General features: G+C 40.1%; 26 protein-coding genes. 8 read left to right on the top strand and 18 right to left on the bottom strand.

Annotation, left to right across the window (positions count from 1 at the left end; translation table 11 throughout):
• Positions 1–14: 14 nt before the first annotated feature.
• Positions 15–2315: a glycoside hydrolase family 3 protein gene (locus QE404_RS13500; RefSeq protein ID WP_307451280.1), complete on the bottom strand. Its 2301-nt coding sequence runs from the start codon at positions 2313–2315 to the stop codon at positions 15–17.
• 11 nt (positions 2316–2326) lie between these two features.
• Entirely contained in the window at positions 2327–4591 is a 2265-nt protein-coding gene (locus QE404_RS13495; RefSeq protein ID WP_307451278.1) for a TonB-dependent receptor, read from the bottom strand.
• Between the two features lie 545 nt (positions 4592–5136).
• On the opposite strand from QE404_RS13495, the gene QE404_RS13490 reads away from it, so the two are divergent.
• Positions 5137–5886 (top strand): NUDIX hydrolase, encoded by a 750-nt coding sequence (locus QE404_RS13490; RefSeq protein WP_307451277.1) that lies wholly within the window; start codon positions 5137–5139, stop codon positions 5884–5886.
• A gap of 56 nt (positions 5887–5942) precedes the next feature.
• On the opposite strand, the gene QE404_RS13485 is transcribed toward QE404_RS13490, so the two are convergent.
• From QE404_RS13485 to QE404_RS13460, 6 genes are all read right to left on the bottom strand, one after another.
• The gene (locus QE404_RS13485; RefSeq protein ID WP_307451275.1) at positions 5943–6302 is read right to left on the bottom strand and encodes a hypothetical protein; all 360 of its coding nucleotides are present in this window, start codon (positions 6300–6302) and stop codon (positions 5943–5945) included.
• Between the two features lie 226 nt (positions 6303–6528).
• Positions 6529–7035 carry an SMI1/KNR4 family protein gene (locus QE404_RS13480; RefSeq protein ID WP_307453937.1) on the bottom strand — a complete coding sequence of 169 codons (507 nt, stop codon included), beginning with the start codon at positions 7033–7035 and terminating at the stop codon, positions 6529–6531.
• Positions 7036–7082: 47 nt separating this feature from the next.
• Entirely contained in the window at positions 7083–7433 is a 351-nt protein-coding gene (locus QE404_RS13475) for a TfoX/Sxy family protein (RefSeq protein WP_307451271.1), read from the bottom strand.
• Between the two features lie 152 nt (positions 7434–7585).
• Entirely contained in the window at positions 7586–7912 is a 327-nt protein-coding gene (locus QE404_RS13470; RefSeq protein ID WP_307453935.1) for a hypothetical protein, read from the bottom strand.
• A complete protein-coding gene (locus QE404_RS13465) occupies positions 7909–8298 on the bottom strand; it encodes a DUF4267 domain-containing protein (protein WP_307451269.1) in 390 nt (129 codons plus the stop codon). Before QE404_RS13465 ends, QE404_RS13470 begins: the two co-directional genes overlap by 4 nt.
• Before the next feature lie 71 nt (positions 8299–8369).
• The gene (locus QE404_RS13460; protein WP_307451267.1) at positions 8370–8942 is read right to left on the bottom strand and encodes a Crp/Fnr family transcriptional regulator; all 573 of its coding nucleotides are present in this window, start codon (positions 8940–8942) and stop codon (positions 8370–8372) included.
• A 267-nt stretch (positions 8943–9209) separates the two neighbouring features.
• Here QE404_RS13460 and QE404_RS13455 point away from each other — a divergent pair, with 267 nt between their 5' ends.
• From QE404_RS13455 to QE404_RS13435, 5 genes are all read left to right on the top strand, one after another.
• Positions 9210–9908 carry a helix-turn-helix transcriptional regulator gene (locus tag QE404_RS13455; protein ID WP_307451266.1) on the top strand — a complete coding sequence of 233 codons (699 nt, stop codon included), beginning with the start codon at positions 9210–9212 and terminating at the stop codon, positions 9906–9908.
• 146 nt (positions 9909–10054) lie between these two features.
• The gene (locus tag QE404_RS13450; protein WP_307451264.1) at positions 10055–11188 is read left to right on the top strand and encodes an epoxide hydrolase family protein; all 1134 of its coding nucleotides are present in this window, start codon (positions 10055–10057) and stop codon (positions 11186–11188) included.
• A 122-nt stretch (positions 11189–11310) separates the two neighbouring features.
• On the top strand, positions 11311–11856 hold the full coding sequence (locus tag QE404_RS13445; protein WP_307451262.1) for a Crp/Fnr family transcriptional regulator: 546 nt from the start codon (positions 11311–11313) through the stop codon (positions 11854–11856).
• A gap of 43 nt (positions 11857–11899) precedes the next feature.
• Positions 11900–12292 (top strand): tautomerase family protein, encoded by a 393-nt coding sequence (locus QE404_RS13440; RefSeq protein WP_307451260.1) that lies wholly within the window; start codon positions 11900–11902, stop codon positions 12290–12292.
• Position 12293: 1 nt separating this feature from the next.
• The gene (locus tag QE404_RS13435; protein WP_307451258.1) at positions 12294–12692 is read left to right on the top strand and encodes a cupin domain-containing protein; all 399 of its coding nucleotides are present in this window, start codon (positions 12294–12296) and stop codon (positions 12690–12692) included.
• 12 nt (positions 12693–12704) lie between these two features.
• On the opposite strand, the gene QE404_RS13430 is transcribed toward QE404_RS13435, so the two are convergent.
• The 10 genes from QE404_RS13430 to QE404_RS13385 all read right to left on the bottom strand — a co-directional run bounded on the left by QE404_RS13430 (position 12705) and on the right by QE404_RS13385 (position 19726).
• A complete protein-coding gene (locus tag QE404_RS13430; RefSeq protein WP_307451256.1) occupies positions 12705–13106 on the bottom strand; it encodes a DUF1761 domain-containing protein in 402 nt (133 codons plus the stop codon).
• Positions 13107–13292: 186 nt separating this feature from the next.
• Entirely contained in the window at positions 13293–13928 is a 636-nt protein-coding gene (locus QE404_RS13425; RefSeq protein ID WP_307451254.1) for a LysE family translocator, read from the bottom strand.
• Positions 13929–14025: 97 nt separating this feature from the next.
• Positions 14026–14355, bottom strand: coding sequence for a DUF2834 domain-containing protein (locus QE404_RS13420; protein WP_307451252.1), 330 nt, complete (start codon positions 14353–14355; stop codon positions 14026–14028).
• Positions 14356–14391: 36 nt separating this feature from the next.
• Positions 14392–15078, bottom strand: coding sequence for an aspartate/glutamate racemase family protein (locus QE404_RS13415; protein WP_307451249.1), 687 nt, complete (start codon positions 15076–15078; stop codon positions 14392–14394).
• Positions 15079–15274: 196 nt separating this feature from the next.
• Entirely contained in the window at positions 15275–15928 is a 654-nt protein-coding gene (locus QE404_RS13410) for a suppressor of fused domain protein (protein WP_307451247.1), read from the bottom strand.
• Positions 15929–16171: 243 nt separating this feature from the next.
• Positions 16172–16738, bottom strand: a complete 567-nt coding sequence (locus tag QE404_RS13405; protein ID WP_307451245.1) for a hypothetical protein — start codon at positions 16736–16738, stop codon at positions 16172–16174.
• Between the two features lie 12 nt (positions 16739–16750).
• Positions 16751–17596, bottom strand: a complete 846-nt coding sequence (locus tag QE404_RS13400) for a hypothetical protein (RefSeq protein ID WP_307451243.1) — start codon at positions 17594–17596, stop codon at positions 16751–16753.
• 346 nt (positions 17597–17942) lie between these two features.
• Positions 17943–18434, bottom strand: coding sequence for a hypothetical protein (locus QE404_RS13395; RefSeq protein ID WP_307451242.1), 492 nt, complete (start codon positions 18432–18434; stop codon positions 17943–17945).
• A 1-nt stretch (position 18435) separates the two neighbouring features.
• Positions 18436–19173 carry a carbon-nitrogen hydrolase family protein gene (locus QE404_RS13390; protein WP_307451241.1) on the bottom strand — a complete coding sequence of 246 codons (738 nt, stop codon included), beginning with the start codon at positions 19171–19173 and terminating at the stop codon, positions 18436–18438.
• A 73-nt stretch (positions 19174–19246) separates the two neighbouring features.
• Entirely contained in the window at positions 19247–19726 is a 480-nt protein-coding gene (locus tag QE404_RS13385) for a pyridoxamine 5'-phosphate oxidase family protein (RefSeq protein ID WP_307451239.1), read from the bottom strand.
• Positions 19727–19980: 254 nt separating this feature from the next.
• Between QE404_RS13385 and QE404_RS13380 the strand changes: the two genes are divergently transcribed.
• Together QE404_RS13380 and QE404_RS13375 are read left to right on the top strand one after the other, a co-directional pair.
• The gene (locus tag QE404_RS13380) at positions 19981–20406 is read left to right on the top strand and encodes a MarR family winged helix-turn-helix transcriptional regulator (RefSeq protein ID WP_307451237.1); all 426 of its coding nucleotides are present in this window, start codon (positions 19981–19983) and stop codon (positions 20404–20406) included.
• A 65-nt stretch (positions 20407–20471) separates the two neighbouring features.
• Positions 20472–21497 carry an FUSC family protein gene (locus QE404_RS13375; RefSeq protein ID WP_307451235.1) on the top strand — a complete coding sequence of 342 codons (1026 nt, stop codon included), beginning with the start codon at positions 20472–20474 and terminating at the stop codon, positions 21495–21497.
• Positions 21498–21543: the final 46 nt, after the last annotated feature.

The following is a 21543-nucleotide window of genomic DNA, read 5'->3' as shown; positions in this document are numbered from 1 at the left end:
TTGCTGATCCGTTTTTATTTTTTGTATTTTACGGTCCTGGCATCTTTGATCACCCCTGACCAGTTCATCCCGTACCCGAAATCATAATGATGGCCTTCGGAATCCAGATGCGTTTCCATATCGTAAGGTACGTCTTCTTTCTGTTCTTCTACTGTTTTCATATCAGCAGGCATCTGAAGCGGAAGCAGGCCGGAAGGCTCGTATGTTCCTGAAACGATGTCTACCACTGCCTGGTTGGAAACATTAAAATTCATCAGAATAGCATCGGCATGCTTTTCAAATTCATTAAAAACCATAGGCTTTGAAGCCGTTACCGAAACTACCACAGGTTTTCCGTTCATTGCCCTGTAGGTATTTTCAATGGTTTGCAGATCTGTGAAATTGGCTGCCGTAGATGTTTTATTCTTAAAAGTACGGTCCTTTACCGTAGGAGCTACCACAGGATCCCCGGCAGCAATGCTTTTCGCACGTGCTTCTGTTGCTGTATACGTCTGATACTGGAGGGAAATCGGGAGGTATCCGTTTCCGCCTTCTGCGGCATCGATATCACTGTAACCACCTTCTTCGCTATGAGGGCTTTTTACAAAAACCAACGCAAAATCGGCTTTGGCGGGATCATCCGTTATATTGAAATATTTTTTTACTTTTTCTGTATCTACAGGATAATCGAGGGATGGCGCTGTATATATTCCCCACCAGTTGAAGGTAGCGGGAGAATACCTTTTGGGGATATAAACGGTTTTTCGTTCCTTCACGGGAAGGATGTTGCCTTTGTTTTTCAGCATTACAATAGACTTTACCTGCGCTTCATAACCTGCTTTCATAAAATCAGGGTTCCCAACGATCTTTTTCGTTTCCTCTACATTTACATAAGGGTTTTCAAACAGGCCTGTCCTGAAGAAATTTTTCAGCAGCCGGACTGCCGACTGCTCAAACCGGTTGCGCATATATTTCTCGCCGTGCTCTTTTACGCCCATCTGATAAGCCTCTAAAACAGGGCCTTTGTCATTATTGCCACCGAACTGGTCTACACCAGCTTCCAGGACTTTGTAATGGCGCTCGGCGATAGACATTTTCTCAACGCCCCACGGTTTCCCGGCAAATAGTCCCGGAGTTTTAGGCTCATTTGCCGTAATCAACCAGTCTGTGCATACCACGCCGTCATAGCCGTATTTTCCGCGGAGCAGGTCGGTAATGATATATTTGCTGAAACCATTGCCAACATTTTCCCTGTTTTTTTGGTCCTGGTTGTAGCTGATGGTGTAGTAAGGCATTACGGCAGCTGCTTCGCCTGTTCCTCCATTCAGCTTGAAGGCTCCTTCAGTGAAGGGTTTCAGGTGGGTCTGAAAATTATTTCCGGGGTACACGGCATATTTACCCATGGCCCAGTGTGCATCACGACCGCCTTCTTCCGGACCTCCTCCGGGCCAGTGTTTTACCATAGCATTGACGCTTTTATTTCCCCATCCGTTTTTAGCCGTTCCTTTTCCTGTCGTGGTTTGGAAACCGTCTATATAGGCCCTTGCCATATCTGTAGTCAGTTCAGGGCTTTCACTGAATACGTAGGCAATCCTATACCATCGGGGTTCCGTACCCAGGTCAATCTGAGGCGAAAGAGCAGTTGAAATCCCCAGAGCCCGGTATTCCTGTGCTGCAATATTCCCGAATTTCTTTACCAGTTCCGGATCAAATGTAGCTCCCATGGCCAGTCCGTCCGGCCAGAGAGAAATCTGTCCGCCGGCCCCTTCATTAAATTCTGCGGTAACGGTAGCCGAATGCCTTGGATCGGTACTGTTATTGGCCGGGATTCCGAGACCGAGACCTTCCACATAAGCCTGCAAGGTATTGCTCCAGCGGGCAGCTATTTCGGGAGATTCCACAGTAGTCACCAATACATGGCGGAGGTTATCTTCTTTCAGGAATTTTTTCTGCTGGTCGGTAAGGTCCCAGGCGTTTGCGCCGCTCTCTTTATACAGCTTTCCATTGTATTTTCCCGCTCGTATGCCATCCGCCGGCGCCGGAACCGACTGGTGTCCGCTGTACAACATCAGGCCAGCTATCTGTTCAACCGACATTTTAGCGGCAAGGTCTTTTGCCCTTTCTTCGGCAGTCAGGCGCCAGTCCTCATACCGGTCTAGCCGGCCGTTTCTGTTTAGATCTTTGAATTTTTTTCCATTGACTGTCAGGATTTTAATTCCTGAATCTGCTGAATAGCCTAAAACAGGGCCTTCAGAATTCGATACAGTCTGAATGTTCTGGGCAAAAACCGTGACACCCAGGAACAATGCTGATATTTTTAGAACTGATTTTTTCATTGGATTAAAGGCTAGAAATTAAAGCTTACAGATAACTGGCCTGTGAGAGGCATGATATAGGTTCCGGTGAGCAGTTTTCCATAGTACGGACTGGCATCGGTGATCAGCTCGGCACCGTTGATGGTTCCGCTGGCCCCTCTCTGGTTGAGGAAGTTGATTACCGTAGCACCAATATTAATGTTTTTATTAACGGTGTAGCTTACCCCTCCGAATGTTTCCCATCGTGGCGCAAAGTAAAGTGCATTGGTAAGGTTGGCATACTGTTTTGAAAAATACCTGAAGCTGGCCCAGAACCTCCACTTGTCCACCGTATAGCTGGGATCTATTTCCATCAGGATTTTAGCTACGCCTAATACATTGTTGTCATTGTAGTTGTAATCTTTTCCGAAAGCAGTGAATGTAAAGTTTTTGTATACCGGGTTTTGTAGAGTAATCAGATAATGGAGGTTAAATCCTTTGAATGGCTTCAGCACGAAATCTGTCGTCCATCCTATGGTCTGGATGTCATAGTAAACCGTGACATTCTGAGACTGGGTGGTATTGGCAGGATTAACCAGGTTGTACCGGCTGAGGTTGTTGTTCTTCTTCAGGATGGTAGCCTGGGAAATCAGCTGGATATAGTCTGTATTCCAGAATATCCCTACAGCACCCAGCGGGCTTTTGATTTTATTGGTATTGGGATTGAATGCCTGGGAATAGCTTTCCAGCCTCCTGTTTTCCTCTGTATACAGGAAATTAGCTAAGACACCAAAGTTCTTGCTGATGTTGTATGTTGCATTTAAGCTTCCTGCCACTTGCAGCCAGTTGGTTTTGATGCTCTGAAAATCGTTAGCCCCAAATACAAATCCCGGTGTCCTTGGTGCCATGGAAAACTCACCGTCAATCAGGTGGTTTCTAAGATGCAGTCCGTAGCTTAAGTTAAGATTGTCTGTAACTTTCCACTCATCGGTAGCATACAGGGAAAGCTTGTTTTCTGTTCCGCTGTGAAATTCACCGCCGATGTTGTAATTATAGAAGCCATCTGCATCCGTAGAAGGCCCGATCAGTCTCTGCGGCTGTGCCTCTACCGTCTGGAAGAAAAAGGACCGGTTGGAAGTATACTTATCTATATGATAATATTGTTCCAGTAATCCGATGGTTAGGTGGTGATTACCGATCTGCTTATCCACTGAAAACCTTCCCGCAATATTGGTGGTAGGGGTTTCAGGGGTGTGCATTGCCAGCTGTGTTCCTACGGCACCTGAATACGGTTGCCCGTTGGAAGCCAGCCTGTATCCCGCGGATGCATCTGCGTTGAATATGCTTAAAGGAATGATTGTAGACATTTTCACTTTCCCGAAGTGGGCCAGCGCGGAAAATTTAAAATCCCAGCCATTGTCAAGCTTGTAATTTCCGAATACACTGAAGTTGTGGGCTTGTGATCTGTTATCATCACCGCTCATGGAAGCCCAATAGGTTTGTCCGGAAAGGATATCTTTCATTTTAATTCTGCCGTCACGCACAACATAAGAATCCCTGCCGATTCTGAAGTTGTCAAGTTCTGTTACTTTTCCGTTCTCACCGTACTGAAAAACGGCATAGTTGCCTACACTGTAAGAATCTGAATACTTATAGAGCAACGAAATTTTCCCTTTATTTTCTTTGAAATATTTGGTAATCCCGGCCCTGAATATTTTAGTCTCATCTACATTTCTGGCAAATCCTAGCTTAAAGGTGCTGGGATCATAATTGACCAGAGCTCCTGCAGTATAGGTCCAGCTTTTATCTTTTGACATTGGCCCTGAAACATTGGCATCGCCCTGAAGCCAGCCGAAAGTACTGGTAGTAAACTTACCTTTTATCTTCAGGTCCTTAGTGCCGGTTTGGGAATAGGAATTTACGGCAAAGCCAAGATCACCCATGGTATTGGCCAGTTGGTCCATTTTCAGGAGACCTGTTTTTTCCAGTCCCACACTCTGGCGCCATGTTTTATTGGGAAGTTCGGGCCAGAAAAAATAAACTACCGGCAGGTCATTTTCCAGGATGGTGATTCCTCCTACAGTAGATGGTAGGCCGATATTCACATCTCTCGGACTTGTGTTGTTAGCTGCATTCAGCATTACATTCCTGTTATTATCTTCCTTGGATGATGAAGTAACCGTCTTGATTCCTTCTTCGTTCTTTGTGGCAGCCTTTACTGCTTTTTTTATTGCCAGGCTGTCGGTTTGCTGTCCTGATGCTGCTCCGAATGAAAGCATCAGTGCCAGTGCTGAAAATTTTACGCTCAGTCTATTCATTGCTTTGAATTGTGTATTTTCATTTTAATTTCTTTTTTTTTTTGACATGACTTTACCTGCATCCAATATGTACGGGATGAGCATTGTTTTAATTATTCAGCACCAGTTAGATTATTTCCAAAGCAGTCTTTTCATCAGCATGATACCGGTGGTTACAAGAGCATTTTTCAAATGAACTCTTAGTATTTTTGTAATAATCAATTCAAAGAACGATCATTAAACAATTATTACTTTTTAACTGTAAATCCTGAACTTTTTCTTAGATTCAAAATCATTTTACCATTGCTTCAATATGAAACATTACAATACTACATTCTTTCTTCGGGATTACCAAAAAAAATGTTAACAAAATTTAATATTGAGTTTAATTATTTGATTTATAGCTAATTAAAATTATTGTTGTGCGTGTAATTTCTATTGTTTCTATAGGAAACAATAGAAATTAATGATGAAAAAAATTCCCAAAATATACCTCATGGCGCATACTTTGAACGGAACAATTATATTATCATTAAATTTGTCATTCAAACATCATCAATAAGAGAATGGATTCCAAAGACCTGATTTTACAACGATCCGAAGAGGCAAAACAGAAATACCTTCCCCATTTATCTGCTGACCCCGTGATTTTTGGTTTCGACCAGAATGAACTGAAAGTTTTGCTGCTGAAAATGAACTACCGGAAGCAGTGGCTGCTGCCAGGCGGATATGTGCAAAAGGATGAAGATCTGGAGGATGCCGTTGCGAGAATCCTTAAGAACAGGGTAGGCGTTACTGATGTGTATCTTGAACAATTTGGGGTTTTTGGAAAGAAGAACAGGAGCGAATTTTATTTTGAAGATTTTGACGAAACGCTTTTCAACAAACAAAGGTTCGTAACAATAGGATACTATGCATTATATAATCCGGACCGTTTCAGCCTGGTTGCCGATGAGTTAAGCGAAACCTGCGAATGGGTATACCTGAGCCGGCTTCCTGACATTGAACTTGCCATGGATCACCGGGAAATCATCAATCAGGCATTGTTGACACTCCGTGAAAAAATTTCATATAAGCCTATAGGTTATAATCTCCTGCCTGAAAAGTTCACCCTTTCCGAACTTCAGAAGCTGTATGAAGTCATCCTGGGTAAAACCCTGAACAGGGGAAATTTCTACAGGAAAATAAAAAATATGGGGATCTTGACAAAGCTTGACGAAAGCAGGAGAGGAGGTGCACACAAAGCCCCTGATTTATACTCATTTAATGAAGAGAATTATTTAAAAGCACTGGAAAACGGACTGAACAACTGGTAAGTAAAACTTTTATCTATCATATCTGGAAATGATCTTAAAACTTTAAAATAGCCGGATCATTCTATGACCAGTTTTACGTAGATTCGTCCGTCCTTACCTGTATACTCAGTATTGTAAACTCTTTTTCCTATGATAGCCTGCAGCGCTCTATGCATATCTTCCTGTTCGCCGGCTAACTCAACAACCATACTGCCGGACTGTTTGGAAAAATCTGTAACGCTAAAATCAGAAATGTAGAGGCAGAATTCCTCCAGCACATCTTCCAATGGGTACTGGGAATTGTCCCCTTCTTCAAGATCGAAATTTAAAGTGCAGACAAAAATATTTTCCTCAGTATTCTCGAAAATATTATTTCCTACAGACTTATAAATTGGATCCTGGTACTTATCAGGGAGAATGGGATGTATATTTTTCATAAGTATAAGGTTACTTTTCAATCAATCCACTACAAATAGTTTTTAAAACTGTTGATGAAACTTCATGATTTAAAAGGGCTTTTATCGATAAGTTGATGAAATCTACAGCAAAGAAATCCGATGCTGTTATTCAAAATCATATTCATGAATGAAGTCATAACCTTTATCCATAAGCATTTTCAGGTATGCTTCAAAGCTGTCCGCAATCACGCTGAACTCATCCGGGTCATGCAGGAACCGTACGATCTGGCCATAAGTCCCTTTTTTCAGAAGGACTGAAATCGATGAACAGCTGTGAACTCCCGCCACCGTTCATGCAATCTGAAAAATGCAGCCAGTTCAGTGCATCTGCACGTTCAGCGATCCTGTTGTCTATTTCTACCTCCTCATATTCCCTGTTGATATAACCGGCATAAAACTTAACGGCCAGATTGCGATTCTCAATGATTTTATCTGAAGGCAAAAGGTAATAGGGATATTCTTCAACATCTGAGCCCAGAAAGTAAAAGGTCATTCGCTCACCGGCATATTGCCTCCTGTATGTACCGTCTGCATACTCTAAAAGACTGATCAGAGCATCAGGGATTTCGGGATATATCCTTTTAAGCTCCTGAATATTGGTATCCGAAAGGCCATGTTTGATCTTTTCAAAATGATCCCAGGCTTCTCCTCCGTGATGATCAAAATAAGCCTGTTTAAGTCCTGCTATGTATTGGTCTGCTATAGGATTCATAAGAATATTTTAAAATTTTGGATTGGTATTGTAATCTGATGAAAATGCTAGTCTTTCTTTTTCTTTTTTTTTGATGCTTTGGCTATTTTGTTAAAGTCAAGGCACAGGTGTACCAGCCGGTTAAAATCTTTTGGGTTTTTATAACCTTCTTCGTCAACGAAGATGTATCCTTTCATCGTTTTACCGTTATGGATCATCGGCCTGCAATTTCCTTTTTCAAGTTCAGCTTCAGCCTGTCCGGGATCCATCCGGCATATGAGTTCAAGGTCTCTTACGCATATACACATTTTATTATCAACCATGAAGCAAAGCCCCTGAAACATGTTTTTTTCGGTTACGTCTTTCGGCTTTACAAGGGCTTCCCTTACCCGGTCTGCAAGCTGTTCATCAAAAGCCATACATCTGTGTTTTTTATTGTTGTTAAGGATAGCCGTTTTCTGATTATTTTGATATCCTTTGTTTAAAACTAAGGTACAAAAAACTAAAATTAAAGATGAAAGAACATCGTATATCAAACACAACTTTAACAAATTTTACCATTGCTTTACTTTCAGCTTTTATATACTGCAATCAGACTGGCCAGGAACGTAAAAAGAAACAGTAGATAATGGACCTTATCCGGAACGGGCTTTTTGCTATAGATAGCGCAGAATACTGAGATCAGTATAAATAAGACGGATTTTGGGATGATTTTATAATAGTTGATATGAGGGTAGCGCAAAACGGACAGTAAGATTCCGGTAAGTAAAATAACTGCACCTACTATGATGGAGTGTTTGTTCAGTATCTTTTTTTCCTGAAAAAAAAGCTGTGTCAGCATCATAAGGAAAATCAGAAATGCTGAAAAGTGTATGATAAGGACTGTATTGAAAATCATAGTGTGTAATTTCTGGAATAATAAATACCGCATGCCATGCATATCACAATAGCAATGGCATGGGCGATCAAATGACCGGAGCTGAAATCTGGATGGGAGATTACGATTCCTAAATCTGCCGCGGGAATCGTGGTTCCGAAAAGAAGGACCCATCCCAAAGCATTCAGTTGTTTACGGAGCAAAAGGCAGATGATTATAAAACCGAAGAAAAAATCCCTTATTCCTTTTATGTAATGAAACGAATAATCTGAAGCAGTTGAAGTGGAGATTCCGTAATTCAGTTCGGCCTGGACCGGATTCACATAGAAGTTGATGCCAATGTACATAAGCGATATTCCTGAGAGCAGACAAAGCCAGAAAGCTATTTTTGTAAATGAATTTTTCATACTGTAGTATTTTAGTACAGCAAAATTCAGAAAGGCTATGATTTTATTAATGCACCTCGGTTAATAAATTGTCAGAACGAGATTCTTTTGCGGATTCGGCTTAAGGATTGAGGCTTTACTCCTACATATGAAGCGATATAATATTGTGAAATTCTCTGCTGCAGATCAGCATTTTCACGGATGAAATTTTCGTAACGGGTTTGTGGCGAGTCTGTATACAGTGAGTTCAGGTTTTGTAATGTTTCTATAAAAACTTCACTCATCATAATTCTTCCGAACCGTTCACCGTTTCGTACTTCAGCATAAAATTTTTCCAGATCCTGAAATGAGATGACGTATATGCTGCTATCTTCCAGAACCTGTATGGATTGTTTTGAAGGTTTCTGAGGCCCAAAGCTTTCATAGTTGCTGGTAAACTGGTTTTCTTTTGAAAAGCTATATATTTTCTCTTCCCCGTCATCGTTGATAAAGTACCGTACGAGACCTTTCTCAATAAAACCAATCTGTTTGCATACCTCTCCTTCACGAAGGAAAAAGTCACCGGCTTCAAACCGTTTAAGTCTGAACAGGCCTGCTATCAGGGATTTTTCTGAATCGGTGATGGCAACTACATTCTCTATGGCTGAAAGGAGTGAATGGACCAAGGCTTTAATTTGTTATTGTTATTAAGAACATCATTTTTCTACTCTAAAATACAAAAACTAAAATTACCGATAAAAGAATATCATACAGAACTTTAATGAATTCGTCTTTATAAAAGGGTATGGATGTAATGAGTATCGCAATTCAATTCAAAGAAGTAAATTTATTATCTTTAGTTCATTCTTAACATCCGTTTTTCTCACTGCAAAAAACATAAAGAACGGTCACTTTAATCTGACATGTGAATTCAATATTATATTTGAAAATATATGAATGATAATCATACTATAAAAAGACTTCCCCGGTTAACGGCAATTTTAAACCATTTACAATCCAACAAGGTCATAACTGCTGGATCGCTGTCTAAAAAATTTAATGTGAGTATCAGGACGATCTACAGGGACATCAGATCACTTGAAGAATCGGGTGTTCCGGTAATCACTGAAGAAGGTAAAGGCTTTTCTTTAATGGATGGATACAGGATTCCACCAGTCATGTTTACGGAAAAAGAAGCACTTTCATTAATTACACTTGAACAGATTGTTTTAAAAATGTACGATGAATCCTTGAAAAAAGAATTCATATCATCAGTCGAAAAAATTAAAGCTGTTCTCAGATTGTATAGTAAAGAAAAATCCGAGATCATATCCCAGAGACTTTATATCGGAAAAAATTTTGAAAACATTATAAAGAGTTCCTGCCTTGTCGATTTGGAGGGTGCTTTGGTTAACAGGCTCTGCGTAAGGATTTTCTATAAGGCTTTAGATGAAACAATGAGTGAAAGGATAGTTGAGCCTTTTTCATTCTATCACAATCCTGAAGAAAACTGGCTTATGGCAGCATTTTGCAGATTGCGGAGTGATTTCCGAATTTTCCGGATAGACCGGATAGAATCATTTACTGTGTTAGACGAAGTGTTTCCTCCACATAAGATATCAATGAAACAATTTGTAGAAAAATATTTGTGAGCCTAAGATGAGGTATGACATACCCTTGTCTTATACCTGTCTTATTTTTGTGTAAAGAATTATAAAAGAAAGGCCAGCCTTTCGCCTGCGGTTTTTTTAGCAGGAGTACAAAATAAATTATATACACAAAATTAAAGTCTTACACAATGGAAAAATTTGAAATCAATGTTCCGGAAAGCGAACTTACAGAACTTCAATGGAGACTAAAACAAACACGATGGACAGATGAGCCTCTAAATGCTGGCTGGGACTATGGAACGAACCCGGAGTACCTGAAAATCCTGGTTGATTATTGGAGGAATGGTTACGATTGGCGGAAACAGGAACTTTTGCTCAATCAGTTTCCTCAATTCATTGCTGAAATTAAAGGGATAAAAATCCATTTCCTGTATATAAAAGGAAAGAGTAAAAATTCAAAACCCCTGATCTTAACGCACGGATGGCCGGACAGCTTTTACAGATTTTATAAAGTAATACCAATGCTGACAAATCCCGGAAGTACAGGTGATTATCCTGATGTATCGTTTGACTTGGTTATCCCTTCTATCCCCGGCTTTGGATTTTCAGAAAAAATAGCTGTAAATACTGACGAAACCGCAGCAATCTGGGCAAGATTAATGACAGAGGTTCTGGGATACAATCACTTTTTTGCTGCCGGAGGAGATCTGGGAACACCTATTACGAAATCATTGGCAAACCAATTCCCTGAATGTGTTAAAGCAATTCATCTTACGGATGTTGGCTATCCTACAGGTGAAGAGGATTGGTCTCAAATGTCAGCTGCTGAGCAGGCATTCGGACGTTTTATTCAGAACTGGTGGTATACAGAAGGAGCATACAATATGATTCAGTCAACCAAACCGCAGACTTTAGGATATGCGCTTAATGACTCTCCTGTGGGTTTGGCATCCTGGATCATTGAGAAGTTTAATTCATGGAGTGACCATAGAGGACATATTGAAAATACCTTTACCAAAGATGAGCTGATTACCAATATTATGATTTATTGGATAACACAAACAATAAATACTTCTATAAGAACCTATGCTGAAGATGCAAGGACTTCATGGATGGGAGGATTGAGGTCACAAAAAAGAGTTGAGGCTCCTACAGGAGTTAGTGTTTTCCATGCAGAAGCCCCTATTCCCGAAGAATGGGCGAATCGAATGGCGAATGTTACTTATTTTAAAAGGTTGGATACAGGCGGACATTTTGCACCTATGGAACAGCCTGAATTATGGACGAGCGAAATAAAAAACTTCTTTTATCCCAAAGAGTAAAACAATTGTTACCGGCTTGGACATTTTAGATCTGCGCCGGTAAATAATATTCCTGACTACAAGGAATTAATCAAACATCTTATATTTTGTACATTTACAATATATGCAGTAAACATCCATCTATGCTTACAGAAGAAAATATCACCCTGTTCAGGACAATAGCCCGAAAAGTCACACTCCGAAAAGGCGAATTCTTTGTACGGGAAAATGAATGTTGTCAGTGGTTAGGAATAGTGGAAAGCGGAACACTGTATTCTTACTTTGAAGATGCAGAGGGAGATATCATCGTCAACGAACTCTATAGTAAACAATCCGTTGTCACTTCATACAGGAGCTTTTCAACGGGGATCCCTTCTCCGGCTTTTGTGAAGGCCTACTCGGATACTGTTATTCATGTGTTAGATAAAGATCTGTACAATAAATTGATAGCTGACCGTAAATACCTGCTGCTGTTTAAAGATATTCTCGAAGAACTCTACATCAACAAATGTTTTAAGGAAACTTCACTGGTGAAATTAAAAGCAAAAGAGCGTTACCTGGAATGTATCGCTGCAAGAAAGCATATTGAGCAGGATTTTCCTCAACATCTTATCGCTTCTTATCTGAAGATCCGTCCGGAGACTTTATCCCGGCTTAAAAGCCTTGACCTACATCAAGGCCGTACTTAAAATTGTTTCCGGAGCTTTGTGGTATCATTAAAAACTATTTATTATGCCATTAGTAAGAATTTCACTTTCAGAAACTTATCCACAGGACAGTATTGACAGCATCTCATCATCCGTCCACAAAGCATTAATGGAAGCATTCCATATCCCGGAAGATGATTACTTTCATATCATTGAATCCCTGGGCGGCCAATCCCTGAAATATCCCAGTGAATACCTGGGAATCAGGCATTCAGCTAAAATAATGTATATTCAGATTTTTGCTTCCAAGGGACGGACTTTGCAGCAGAAAGAACTTCTGTACAGGCGCATAGCAGAGCATATAAAAGACAGTACAGGCATTCCATCCAATGACATCATCATTCTCTTAACCGAGATAGACGGCAAAGAAAACTGGTCTTTCGGAAACGGAGCCATACAAAACTTTACACATATCTAAGATGAAAATCAGCAATGTCAGCCCGGCCCTGGAAGCAATCGATAACGACTGCAGCATCAGTGCGAAAATAGTATGCCTCACCGGCGATGAGCATGCTTCAGTTTTTGCCATAGAATTGCATCCCGGACAATTTATTCCGGTGCATTACCATACAAAAGGAATAGAAATGTATTATATCCTTTCCGGTGAGGGGCTCATCCTTGTAAGGGATATACAAGATGCCCGGCCGACTTGGAAACATATTCTGCGGGTTTCCTCCGGGGATTGCTTTTCCATCTACCCTGGACAGGTCCATAAGTTTGAAAATAATTCAGCCCAAAACGTACAGCTTCTCGTCACCGCTCCCATGTCTCATACCAATGATGAGGACCGTTTCTTCGTAGTCGAGTCTGATTCCTAAGCCCATAGAATCTCAACCTATCATACCAATTACCATAGCCATGATCATATACAGTGCCAGTTGATACAGCGTATTGATCAGTGTTAATTCCGAAGGCTTCTGTTCAAAAGCGTTATGCTGTACAAGTGTTGCTGCAGAAAACGCGATCCAAGTAATAAATCCGGCTGTTAAGCAAGCCTGGACCGTATTTCCATGATAATAAGTCTTGCTGATGCCGATGATGAAATTCAGTCCGGCAGCGGTAATGAAATTAGAGATCAGTAAGAGAACAAATGCTGTATTGCCGCCTTGGGTAGTAATTCCGGTAATAACAGTCCAGGCTTTACCTACCAGTTTTGTATACCATATGGCAGCAACGGCCATACCTGCAGCTGTTGCAGCCAAAACTGCCAGCCAGTTAAAATAAATTTCCATTGTATTTGTGTTTAATCTGTTTTTAAATGATTTTGTATCAGTAAGATGCAATATCAAGGCAAATATAGTTAAAGTTGCCTTATATTAATATTTTTTTTAAAGATAATTCGTTAATAAAGGTAATTTATAGTATAAAATAAATATCTATCTCCTTTTATCGAAATATCTGTGATGTCAGCTTCTGCTTTATTTTGCTTTTGAAAGGGCCATTTTCACTGCTAGAAATGTCAGTACACTGGCCATAAACCATTTCTGAACCCGAATCCACAGCGGATTTTTAGCAAAGAATAAAGCGGCTTTTGCAGCAGTAAGAACGATGATGAAATTGATGCTGAAGCTTACAAAGACCTGGGTAATACCAAGTTCAAGACTTTGTGTAAGGACAGACCCGTATTCCGTTTTAATGAACTGCGGAAAAAAAGACAGGTAAAAAACGGCAACTTTGGGATTCAGGACATTGGTAAGGAAGCCTACAGAAAATAGTTTTTTAGGGGCGTCAATCTTTATGTTTTTATCCACATCAAAAATATTCCTGCTGTTGGGTTTTATGGCCTGATAAGCAAGATAAAGCAGATAGATCGTTCCTAGGGTCTTTAGTACGAAATAGGCATATGGGACCGCAAACAAAATGGCTGTCAGGCCAAAGGACACCATAACAATGTGGAACATAAATCCGCAGATAACTCCTGCAAGTGAGGTTAAGCCGGCTTTTCGTCCCTGAGTAATCGTGCGGGAAATCAGATAAATCATGTTGGGTCCGGGACTGATAACCAGGACCAGAGCTGCCAAAGCGAAAAATAAAAGTTCGTGAAATGGGATCATAGTGTTTTAATTAGTGTTTACATTCGTTCTTAATGATTATTACAGGTATTGTATACAGATCAGGCATGCTCCGTGGCTAGATACCAGAATGCATTCGCTACCTTTGATTTTGTATTTCAGATCTGAGTCTGTTCTCTCTCATGAACAGAAATAAAGGCAAAGCGCAGGAAACACCGGCAAAGACAAGTCCTGCATAACAGATCCATGTGTTGCTGATATTCAGCCTTCTGGACTCATACGCTATAAAAATGATCATTACCACTGCTGAAACCAGCACATCCATAGCAAAAAATGATGATATTCTGTTGGCGAACAGCTGGCTGAAAAAAAGATTGACATTGAGTCCGTATTGTGTTACAAACGGGAAAAACTGGGACAGCGGCAGGAGCGTTCCTGCAATGCATAACAGTAAATACACGTATTTCATAAGTCTTAAAGGTTATAATTATTCAGCTATTCTCCATTATTTTGATGACAGCAAATACTCCACGATCGCTTCCGAATGGATTTTCGTACTGTCGAAAACCGGCAGGGTAAAATCTTCCTGGCTTAAGAGCATCGGAATTTCCGTGCATCCCAGAATAATGCATTCGGCTCCCTGGTTTTCCAGATCTGCGACAATCTTCAGGTACTCCTTTTTGGTCTCGGGTTTTACCACACCGGCTCCCAATTCCTCTTTTACTGTATACTGAATATAATCCCGTACTTCCTGATCTGCCGGAACCAGCACCTCAAGGCCGTATTCTTCCAGCTTCTGTTTGTAAAAATCCATTTCCATCACGAATTTAGTACCCAGAAGCCCTACTTTTTTGAGGCCAGTTTTCTGAATGGCCTTTGCGGTTTCAGATACGATGTGAATAACCGGAAGGCCAACCTCCTCTTCCAGCCTGTCGGCAAAAAGATGGGCCGTATTGGCACATAGTGCAATAGCTTCGGCCCCAGCTTTTTTCACGCTTTCGCAGGCTGTAAGCAGAAGAGGGAAGGAGTGGGGCCAGGTTTTAGCCTGGATATCTCCAAAGTTCAGGGAGTAGATAAGGATTTCAGCGAAATTCAGTCCGCCGAGTTTGGCATTGACGCCTTCATTGATTAATGTGTAGTAATCTAAGGTGGAGACCCAGCTTAATCCGCCGATCAGACCTACTTTTTTCATAGCCTCTTGTGTTTTTAATGTTTTTCCGGTGGTTTACAGATGGGAAGCGGAACAAAAGATAACGGTCGTCTGGTCCTGACTGATGCCCTCCGGCTATTCAAAAGTACGAAAAAATAGTATTCGTTATCTTTTATTTGTTATTTTATTGCACACGTTTGTACTTCTGATGGAATCTCCTGAGGAATGCCATCGGTTTTTACAGTGATTGACGTTTAAGATCAGTGATAAGCAGCGGATTGCTCTGCTTCAGGGTGTCCAGTAATTTTTCTGTTTCTGAAGGTCTGGGATCCTGTTCAAGCTGGTGGTATTCACTGGTAGTAAGCCCAACGACCTGAAGGAAAGAAACTTCCCCGTGCGGACTATCTATTTTCCCAAGTTCAGGATCAAGGACAAAAGAAAGTGCTGTGATATCAGTATCAAATCCGCTTCTTATCGGTCCGTTAGCCGGGATGAGGTGGTATTCTTCAAACCACTTTCCGGTCTTGAAGACGTAGCGGGCAAGATTCTGAAGGAGGTTACAGGCCCAGGATATATTATCATCTTCATGTTCCATAGCAAGCCTGAAAGTCAGCTCGAAACCGAATTTACTGAATTCACCGCCTGCTGCTTTTTCATTATAGTAAAGATCAGAAAATCCATACGTTACAAAATGAAAATGATTGGCCTGTCTCCGGCTTTTATAAACACTGATGCCATCAAGCGGATCATTTCCACCTACCATATAGTGGAGTTCAGGTACAAAATGAAGCGGTTGTTGGTCAGGATAAATGTTAAGCAGCTCCCGGTCAATACATTCCCAGCCTACAGCATTTTCTTCGTTAAACTGTTTCCTGTATTCTTCTGTATCCATCCGTTTTAAATTTTTATTGAATTCAAGTTACAAAAAATCCAAGACAACAGGGCCTGGGCGAATCGATGAAATGGAAGTGTCTGTATGTTTTTATTGATAGCAGCCACGGTAAGATCAGTCTCTTCATTCTCGATAATTCATTGACGAAAAATAGGTTCAAAACGAAGAGAGGCCGTAAAAGGCCTCTCTTTTTGCGGTATCTCTTTGACTGAAATACCTTTGATATTATAAAGCAATCTATAATTATTTCCTGTTGAGAATAAAGGATGTTACAAAATTGATGTACGCTTTATCATTCAGTCCCAGACTGGATATCGTCTGTTCTATTTGTTGAGGAGTGCTGTTTTCCCTGATCTTTAGCTTTTGATATTTTCCGTTGTAGGACATCAGGTAATTCTGGGATTTCCTTCTGCTCTCATCAGTAAGATCCTCATTGTACAGTTTAAATCCTAAGCTGTCGAGCACCACTTTTTTCAGGGTATGATCATAATCTACCCGTTCCCAACGTACGGTTTGATCTCCGTTTTTCAGGTTGACTTCAGTTAGCTTTTTATCATACAGGTCAATCCTGATGTTGTCTGCAGTAATATAGGAATTTCTGATGCGGATAAGTCCTGATGTAATATCTGAATTATTATACTTTACAGAGCCGGTAAATGGTTCCTCAAAGGAAATATTCATCCTGGCATTCTTTATCGTAGTGGCGTTTCCCCCTGCTCCTGCAAGATTTCTGTATAAAAGGGCCTGTGCTCCTTTCTGGGCTATGGCCAGGTTTATCAGAAATAGTAAACTTAAGGTTAGGATTTTCATAGGATAAAATTTTTATGGGGTGTCCGGACTGATCCAGTCTACCAGGGCTGCTCCTCCTGAGCTCGCTCCTGCTGCACCGGCAATTGCTCCTGCTACAGAAAGGACTCCGGAACCTGCTGCTGTACCGGCGGCACCACCGGCCACATCACAAACAGCTACAACCAGCCATTTCCACCATTTCTTTTTCCCGGTAACGGAAGATACTGAGTCTGCCTTGTCTATCGTATTGGACCACAAGTAAGAAGAATAGCGTGCTATAGAAGTTGTTTTTAGCAGCTGATCTTTTTCTTCCTGGTTCAGGCTGGCATCATTCATAATGCTGTTTTCAAAATCCACGATACTGGCTTTTACATCCGCGTACTCTGTATCTTTGTCAGTAGATGCCAGGTTGTACATCATATTGATCAGTTCAGAACTTTTCTCTTTTACTTTATCAGAAGTGCTCAAACTCTGGATGACATTGGTGAATTTATTGTCACCGTCATTCAGGATGCTCCTGATTTTATCTACGGTAAACGGAGACTGGATATTATTGTAATCCTGGGCGTATTTCTGGTTGAAATAATTATTGCTGGCCATAATGCATTTGTCAGCGATTTCTGAATTGGTCAGTCCGGAATTCTCCAGGGTTTTCTCATAATTGATAACATAGGTTAAAATGACATTATGTTTCTTGCCACATTCTTCCCAGTTGTTCAGGGGGTTCTCCGGATCATCAGTAGCTTTGGCGGCATGGTTTCCGGAATTTGAAATTTCAGTCTTGGCGGATGAATTGAGATCACTCATTTCATTGGTGTTGCAACTCACTGCACTCAATAGAAGAGCGGCAGTTAAAATAGATTTTAACATTGTTTTCATGGCATTGTTTAAAAAAAAATTAGTACCTAAATGTAAAAACTATTTTCTATATAAACAAGCTTTTTTCACGAATTGAAGAAAAAAATTAATAAAAATATGAATATTTAACTTTCATCAGGTGAATGAGTTGGTGTTCAATAAAGGGAATAGGAGCAGGGGTGTATAATTTTTTTCGTATAAATTTCTGGTATGTTTTCCGGATTGTTTTTCAGTTTCTGTTAGATAAAGATCCAGATTATAAGTTTTTGAGTCGATTTGCAGGTTTCTATTACCAGTGTGCAAATGCCTTTAACCTATTTCTGTCGGGTCCTAAAAATAAATTGTGAGCGTAGAAGTTTTTTTTAAACTATAATTTTTTAACAATGAGTTGTGTGTCAGGCTCCCAGAAATAGTCATCTGATGCAATATATGCCCTTAGCCAGAGTATGCCTTCTATATTGCGCAGGTAAAATCCTTTCGGGAAATCATCACTGTGGAGCATCGGTTTTGAGAAAATGAGGATGGAATCCGGCGGGTGTCCGCTTTCCGTTTTTGGTTGTGCTATTTTTTGTGAACGGTAATGCATCCTGATATAGGGAGCGGCTTCTAACGGACAGTAGCTGTAACCGCTTAATTGTACGGCTTCTTCTATCTGCTTGAAATTCCCTCCGTCTTTCAGGCCCAGATCATGCAGCGTTAATTCAGCAATCGATATTTCCTTTTCGGCATCAGTATAATTATAGGCAGGATGGTTAAAAATAAGATCAGCATAGGCATTGGTTGGTATTCCAGCTGATTTGAGCGCATGAAATAAAGCTTCCCGGCTGAGGTTCTGATTGATGATTTTTATTTCCTGCATTTTAAAATTTTTGAAGTGATACTGCTACGGCTTTTTCTGTTTCAGTATCAAAGATCAATATCCCTTCCGCTTTTTCATCCAGCTGGCCGGCTATATGTCCATGTTGTGTCCATACGCTTGTTTGTCCGGCACTTTCAAAACTGTCGCAAGGCCCAATGCAGTTAGACATCAGTACCGGGACTGAGAATTTTTTTGCAACTTCGGGATAGTGTATCAATGCTTTGTCGATGCCATTCTGCGATTTAGCCACGCACGCAACATAAATATTCATGCCCATTTGATAGGCATGCTCTGCATGAGAGTGCTGCATGGTTTCGTAGCAGATGCCGGGTGCGATCTTTTCATCGTTGATGGTCAAAAGAATTTGATTTTCGCCATGAATGAAATATGGAAATTCGTCGGCGTGCAGCTGTTGTTTTGAATAGGTCTGCCTGGGTATCGCCGGCTGAAACAGAATCATGCTAATCATAATTCCCCGATTGGAACGCGTCGGCAAGCCCAGCCCGATGATTATATTATTTCTGGTGCTGATTTCCTGGAAGCAGTCCAGCCTTGTATCGTTTTGATCGGAAGCCAGTTCTTTAGCCAGTTCCGGCTCATAGCCTGTTAAGGAAAGTTCCGGGAAAAAGATGGCGTCTGCCTGATGAGCAATAGCCTGATTAATACATTGTGTATGCAGATGAATATTTTCGGGAATATTTCCTGAAATGGGCCTTATCTGTGCTGCTGCTATTTTCATGCTGTGTGTTATTATTAAATATTGATATGAAACCATACCTGAAAATCATTGAACTACATTATGCAAAAAGATATCATCCGTGCATTTTGTTTGTATGGACAGCCTTTACCTGATAGGTTTTCAGGGCACTTTCCACCTGGCTTTCTTCTGTAGTTTCCGGATAAAGGTAGTAGCTGGGCGCAACAATTGTATCAACCTTTTTAACCTCAATTTCGATGATGGAACGGATAGGAAACCGATTGGAAAAAAGATCGGTCAGTACATTGAGTTTTTCCGGATAAGTACTGTCGGTTTTCTCAATTATTTTGGCAATCCCTTTTATTTTGTACCCTTTCTGAACAAATACATCTATGAAACTCACGCAGACATTTGGATTGGCATTAATATTTTCAACAGTATTAGGAGATGCAATATGGGCAATCAATAAAGTAGTTTCACCATAATAGGTGAACATTTCTTTGGGGGAGACATTAGGTTCATTGTTTTTATTGGAGGTAGCGAGCCAGCATAGTACGCTCCGGCGGATGTAGTCTTTAACTTCTTCTGTAATCATTGTGCATTTTTTTATTTCAATCTCTTGTTTCTGTGTTTACAGAAATGAACATTAAATATAAAAATAGTTATTTGAATTCCAGATCAAAAATTTTGAAGATGTTTTCCGATAGAATTTGATCTGTAAATTTCCTTTTATTTTTATGCCCTGGAAATATGATTCTATGCAAAGTCTTCCGGTAACTTTGAATTTGATTTTTTTAATGTATGTTGGTTGAATATTCAACTAAATAATTAAATTTGCATAAAAAACAAATGGAAAATTCACCCCGAATTACTTTACTGCTATCTCAGTTTCTTACACTATACAAGAATAACCTCAATGCTTTATTGGCAAGAAATGATATTGATCTTACTACTGAAATGAGTACTGTGCTTGCTATTCTCTGGAAAAAAGATAAACGTAAGCAACAGGAAATAGCGGATATTCTTCTAAGGGATAAAGGAGGTATTACAAAAATTATCAATAATCTTGAAAAGAGAGGGCTGGTGAAAAGAGTTGCAGATGAAGCTGATGCCAGAACCAAAATTATTGCTTTAACAGATACCGGAAAGGACCTGGAAAAACAAGTTGACCCACTTTCAAGGGGCCTGCTCGAAAAAGCCCTGGGAAACATAGATGAAGAAGTATTGGCCACAACACGATATGCACTGAATCAAATGATTCAACAATTGAAATAAAATTTTATAAAAAAGTTGAATATTCAACTATATTGGATATTTGTAAGTATTAAAAAACACTTGTGATGAAAATATTAGATATGATTATAGCTGTTTTGGCTATAATTATTCCCCTCGTCTTCGGCTATTTTATAGATTATGCGCAATTAGGTGTAGTTGCAGGTTTAGCGGGGTTAATGCTAAGCCAGGACCATTTCAGAACATCATTAAAAGAGCAGTTTGATCAATCCTTTTCTACTGCTTTAGCAAGTGGTATTGCTTTTATAGCAGGTTTAAGGCTCACTGGACACTTTTACTTATCACTATTTGCAATTCCTGTGATTATATTTACCATAACTACCTTAGGGAGATTCAGCAGGAAGTGGATGAGGGCATCAGTATTGTTTTCGATATTTTTAGTAATAGGTTACGGTTCCGGTTCAACGGGCAAAATAGCCTTTGTTACAGCAGTTACATTTATACTGGGTATTATCTGGGTGCAGTTGCTGCTCCTCATCATGCATCCTGTTTACATGGGATATTTAAAGAGAAAAAAAGTCCTGTGGAAGGAAGAGCCTAAACGCAGTATTTCTAATAAGCAATTATGGTTGCACTGGAAAAAAGGTTTAAAAAGTTTAAAAGGCTGGCAGTTCCAGTTAAGGCTTACCTTATGCATTGTAATTGCACAGATTATCCGGTATTTTATTTCGGAGCATCATACGTATTGGATTTTGCTTACGATCACCATTGTAATACAATATAATCTCGAACATTCTACAGAAAGGATAGTAGGCCGAAGTATGGGCACCCTGATTGGGGTATGTATCTCAATGATATTGGCATTTCTGAAAGGACCTGCTGAACTGTATTTCTCCATATTGGTATTTCTGACTATTCTGCGTTCATTTTTTTCGAAAAAAAACTATTTCCTTTATTCATTGGCCAGTACACCACTGATCATGGCCTTATTGGGATTTGGGAAACCAATGACAGACGCTATTTTTACGGACAGGATTTTCACTACCTGTTTAGGTTGTATAATTTCATTTATTTTCGGTTACTATATTTGGAAAAAGTATATACTGAAACCATCTGCTGAAGTTAAAAAGTAAGCATTTTTTAAGATTATAAGAATACAACCCTGATTTCGATATCCCA

Source organism: Chryseobacterium camelliae (assembly GCF_030818575.1).
In the GTDB taxonomy this organism is placed as follows: Bacteria; Bacteroidota; Bacteroidia; order Flavobacteriales; family Weeksellaceae; genus Chryseobacterium; species Chryseobacterium camelliae_A.
The sequence above is the reverse complement of the archived record's forward strand: the minus strand, read 5'-3'. Positions and strand labels throughout refer to the sequence as shown.

What these genes read in the sequence shown, in the direction of transcription:
- QE404_RS13400 (WP_307451243.1), bottom strand. Translation starts at nt 17,596, where the DNA reads ATGAAAACAATGTTAAAATCTATTTTAACTGCCGCTCTTCTATTGAGT.
- QE404_RS13435 (WP_307451258.1), top strand. Translation starts at nt 12,294, where the DNA reads ATGAAAATCAGCAATGTCAGCCCGGCCCTGGAAGCAATCGATAACGAC.
- QE404_RS13455 (WP_307451266.1), top strand. Translation starts at nt 9,210, where the DNA reads ATGAATGATAATCATACTATAAAAAGACTTCCCCGGTTAACGGCAATT.
- QE404_RS13465 (WP_307451269.1), bottom strand. Translation starts at nt 8,298, where the DNA reads ATGAAAAATTCATTTACAAAAATAGCTTTCTGGCTTTGTCTGCTCTCA.
- QE404_RS13415 (WP_307451249.1), bottom strand. Translation starts at nt 15,078, where the DNA reads ATGAAAAAAGTAGGTCTGATCGGCGGATTAAGCTGGGTCTCCACCTTA.
- QE404_RS13490 (WP_307451277.1), top strand. Translation starts at nt 5,137, where the DNA reads ATGGATTCCAAAGACCTGATTTTACAACGATCCGAAGAGGCAAAACAG.
- QE404_RS13425 (WP_307451254.1), bottom strand. Translation starts at nt 13,928, where the DNA reads ATGATCCCATTTCACGAACTTTTATTTTTCGCTTTGGCAGCTCTGGTC.
- QE404_RS13385 (WP_307451239.1), bottom strand. Translation starts at nt 19,726, where the DNA reads ATGATTACAGAAGAAGTTAAAGACTACATCCGCCGGAGCGTACTATGC.
- QE404_RS13440 (WP_307451260.1), top strand. Translation starts at nt 11,900, where the DNA reads ATGCCATTAGTAAGAATTTCACTTTCAGAAACTTATCCACAGGACAGT.
- QE404_RS13450 (WP_307451264.1), top strand. Translation starts at nt 10,055, where the DNA reads ATGGAAAAATTTGAAATCAATGTTCCGGAAAGCGAACTTACAGAACTT.
- QE404_RS13420 (WP_307451252.1), bottom strand. Translation starts at nt 14,355, where the DNA reads ATGAAATACGTGTATTTACTGTTATGCATTGCAGGAACGCTCCTGCCG.
- QE404_RS13395 (WP_307451242.1), bottom strand. Translation starts at nt 18,434, where the DNA reads ATGCAGGAAATAAAAATCATCAATCAGAACCTCAGCCGGGAAGCTTTA.
- QE404_RS13410 (WP_307451247.1), bottom strand. Translation starts at nt 15,928, where the DNA reads ATGGATACAGAAGAATACAGGAAACAGTTTAACGAAGAAAATGCTGTA.
- QE404_RS13480 (WP_307453937.1), bottom strand. Translation starts at nt 7,035, where the DNA reads ATGAATCCTATAGCAGACCAATACATAGCAGGACTTAAACAGGCTTAT.
- QE404_RS13405 (WP_307451245.1), bottom strand. Translation starts at nt 16,738, where the DNA reads ATGAAAATCCTAACCTTAAGTTTACTATTTCTGATAAACCTGGCCATA.
- QE404_RS13375 (WP_307451235.1), top strand. Translation starts at nt 20,472, where the DNA reads ATGAAAATATTAGATATGATTATAGCTGTTTTGGCTATAATTATTCCC.
- QE404_RS13495 (WP_307451278.1), bottom strand. Translation starts at nt 4,591, where the DNA reads ATGAATAGACTGAGCGTAAAATTTTCAGCACTGGCACTGATGCTTTCA.
- QE404_RS13475 (WP_307451271.1), bottom strand. Translation starts at nt 7,433, where the DNA reads ATGGCTTTTGATGAACAGCTTGCAGACCGGGTAAGGGAAGCCCTTGTA.
- QE404_RS13380 (WP_307451237.1), top strand. Translation starts at nt 19,981, where the DNA reads ATGGAAAATTCACCCCGAATTACTTTACTGCTATCTCAGTTTCTTACA.
- QE404_RS13430 (WP_307451256.1), bottom strand. Translation starts at nt 13,106, where the DNA reads ATGGAAATTTATTTTAACTGGCTGGCAGTTTTGGCTGCAACAGCTGCA.
- QE404_RS13500 (WP_307451280.1), bottom strand. Translation starts at nt 2,315, where the DNA reads ATGAAAAAATCAGTTCTAAAAATATCAGCATTGTTCCTGGGTGTCACG.
- QE404_RS13445 (WP_307451262.1), top strand. Translation starts at nt 11,311, where the DNA reads ATGCTTACAGAAGAAAATATCACCCTGTTCAGGACAATAGCCCGAAAA.
- QE404_RS13485 (WP_307451275.1), bottom strand. Translation starts at nt 6,302, where the DNA reads ATGAAAAATATACATCCCATTCTCCCTGATAAGTACCAGGATCCAATT.
- QE404_RS13470 (WP_307453935.1), bottom strand. Translation starts at nt 7,912, where the DNA reads ATGATTTTCAATACAGTCCTTATCATACACTTTTCAGCATTTCTGATT.
- QE404_RS13390 (WP_307451241.1), bottom strand. Translation starts at nt 19,173, where the DNA reads ATGAAAATAGCAGCAGCACAGATAAGGCCCATTTCAGGAAATATTCCC.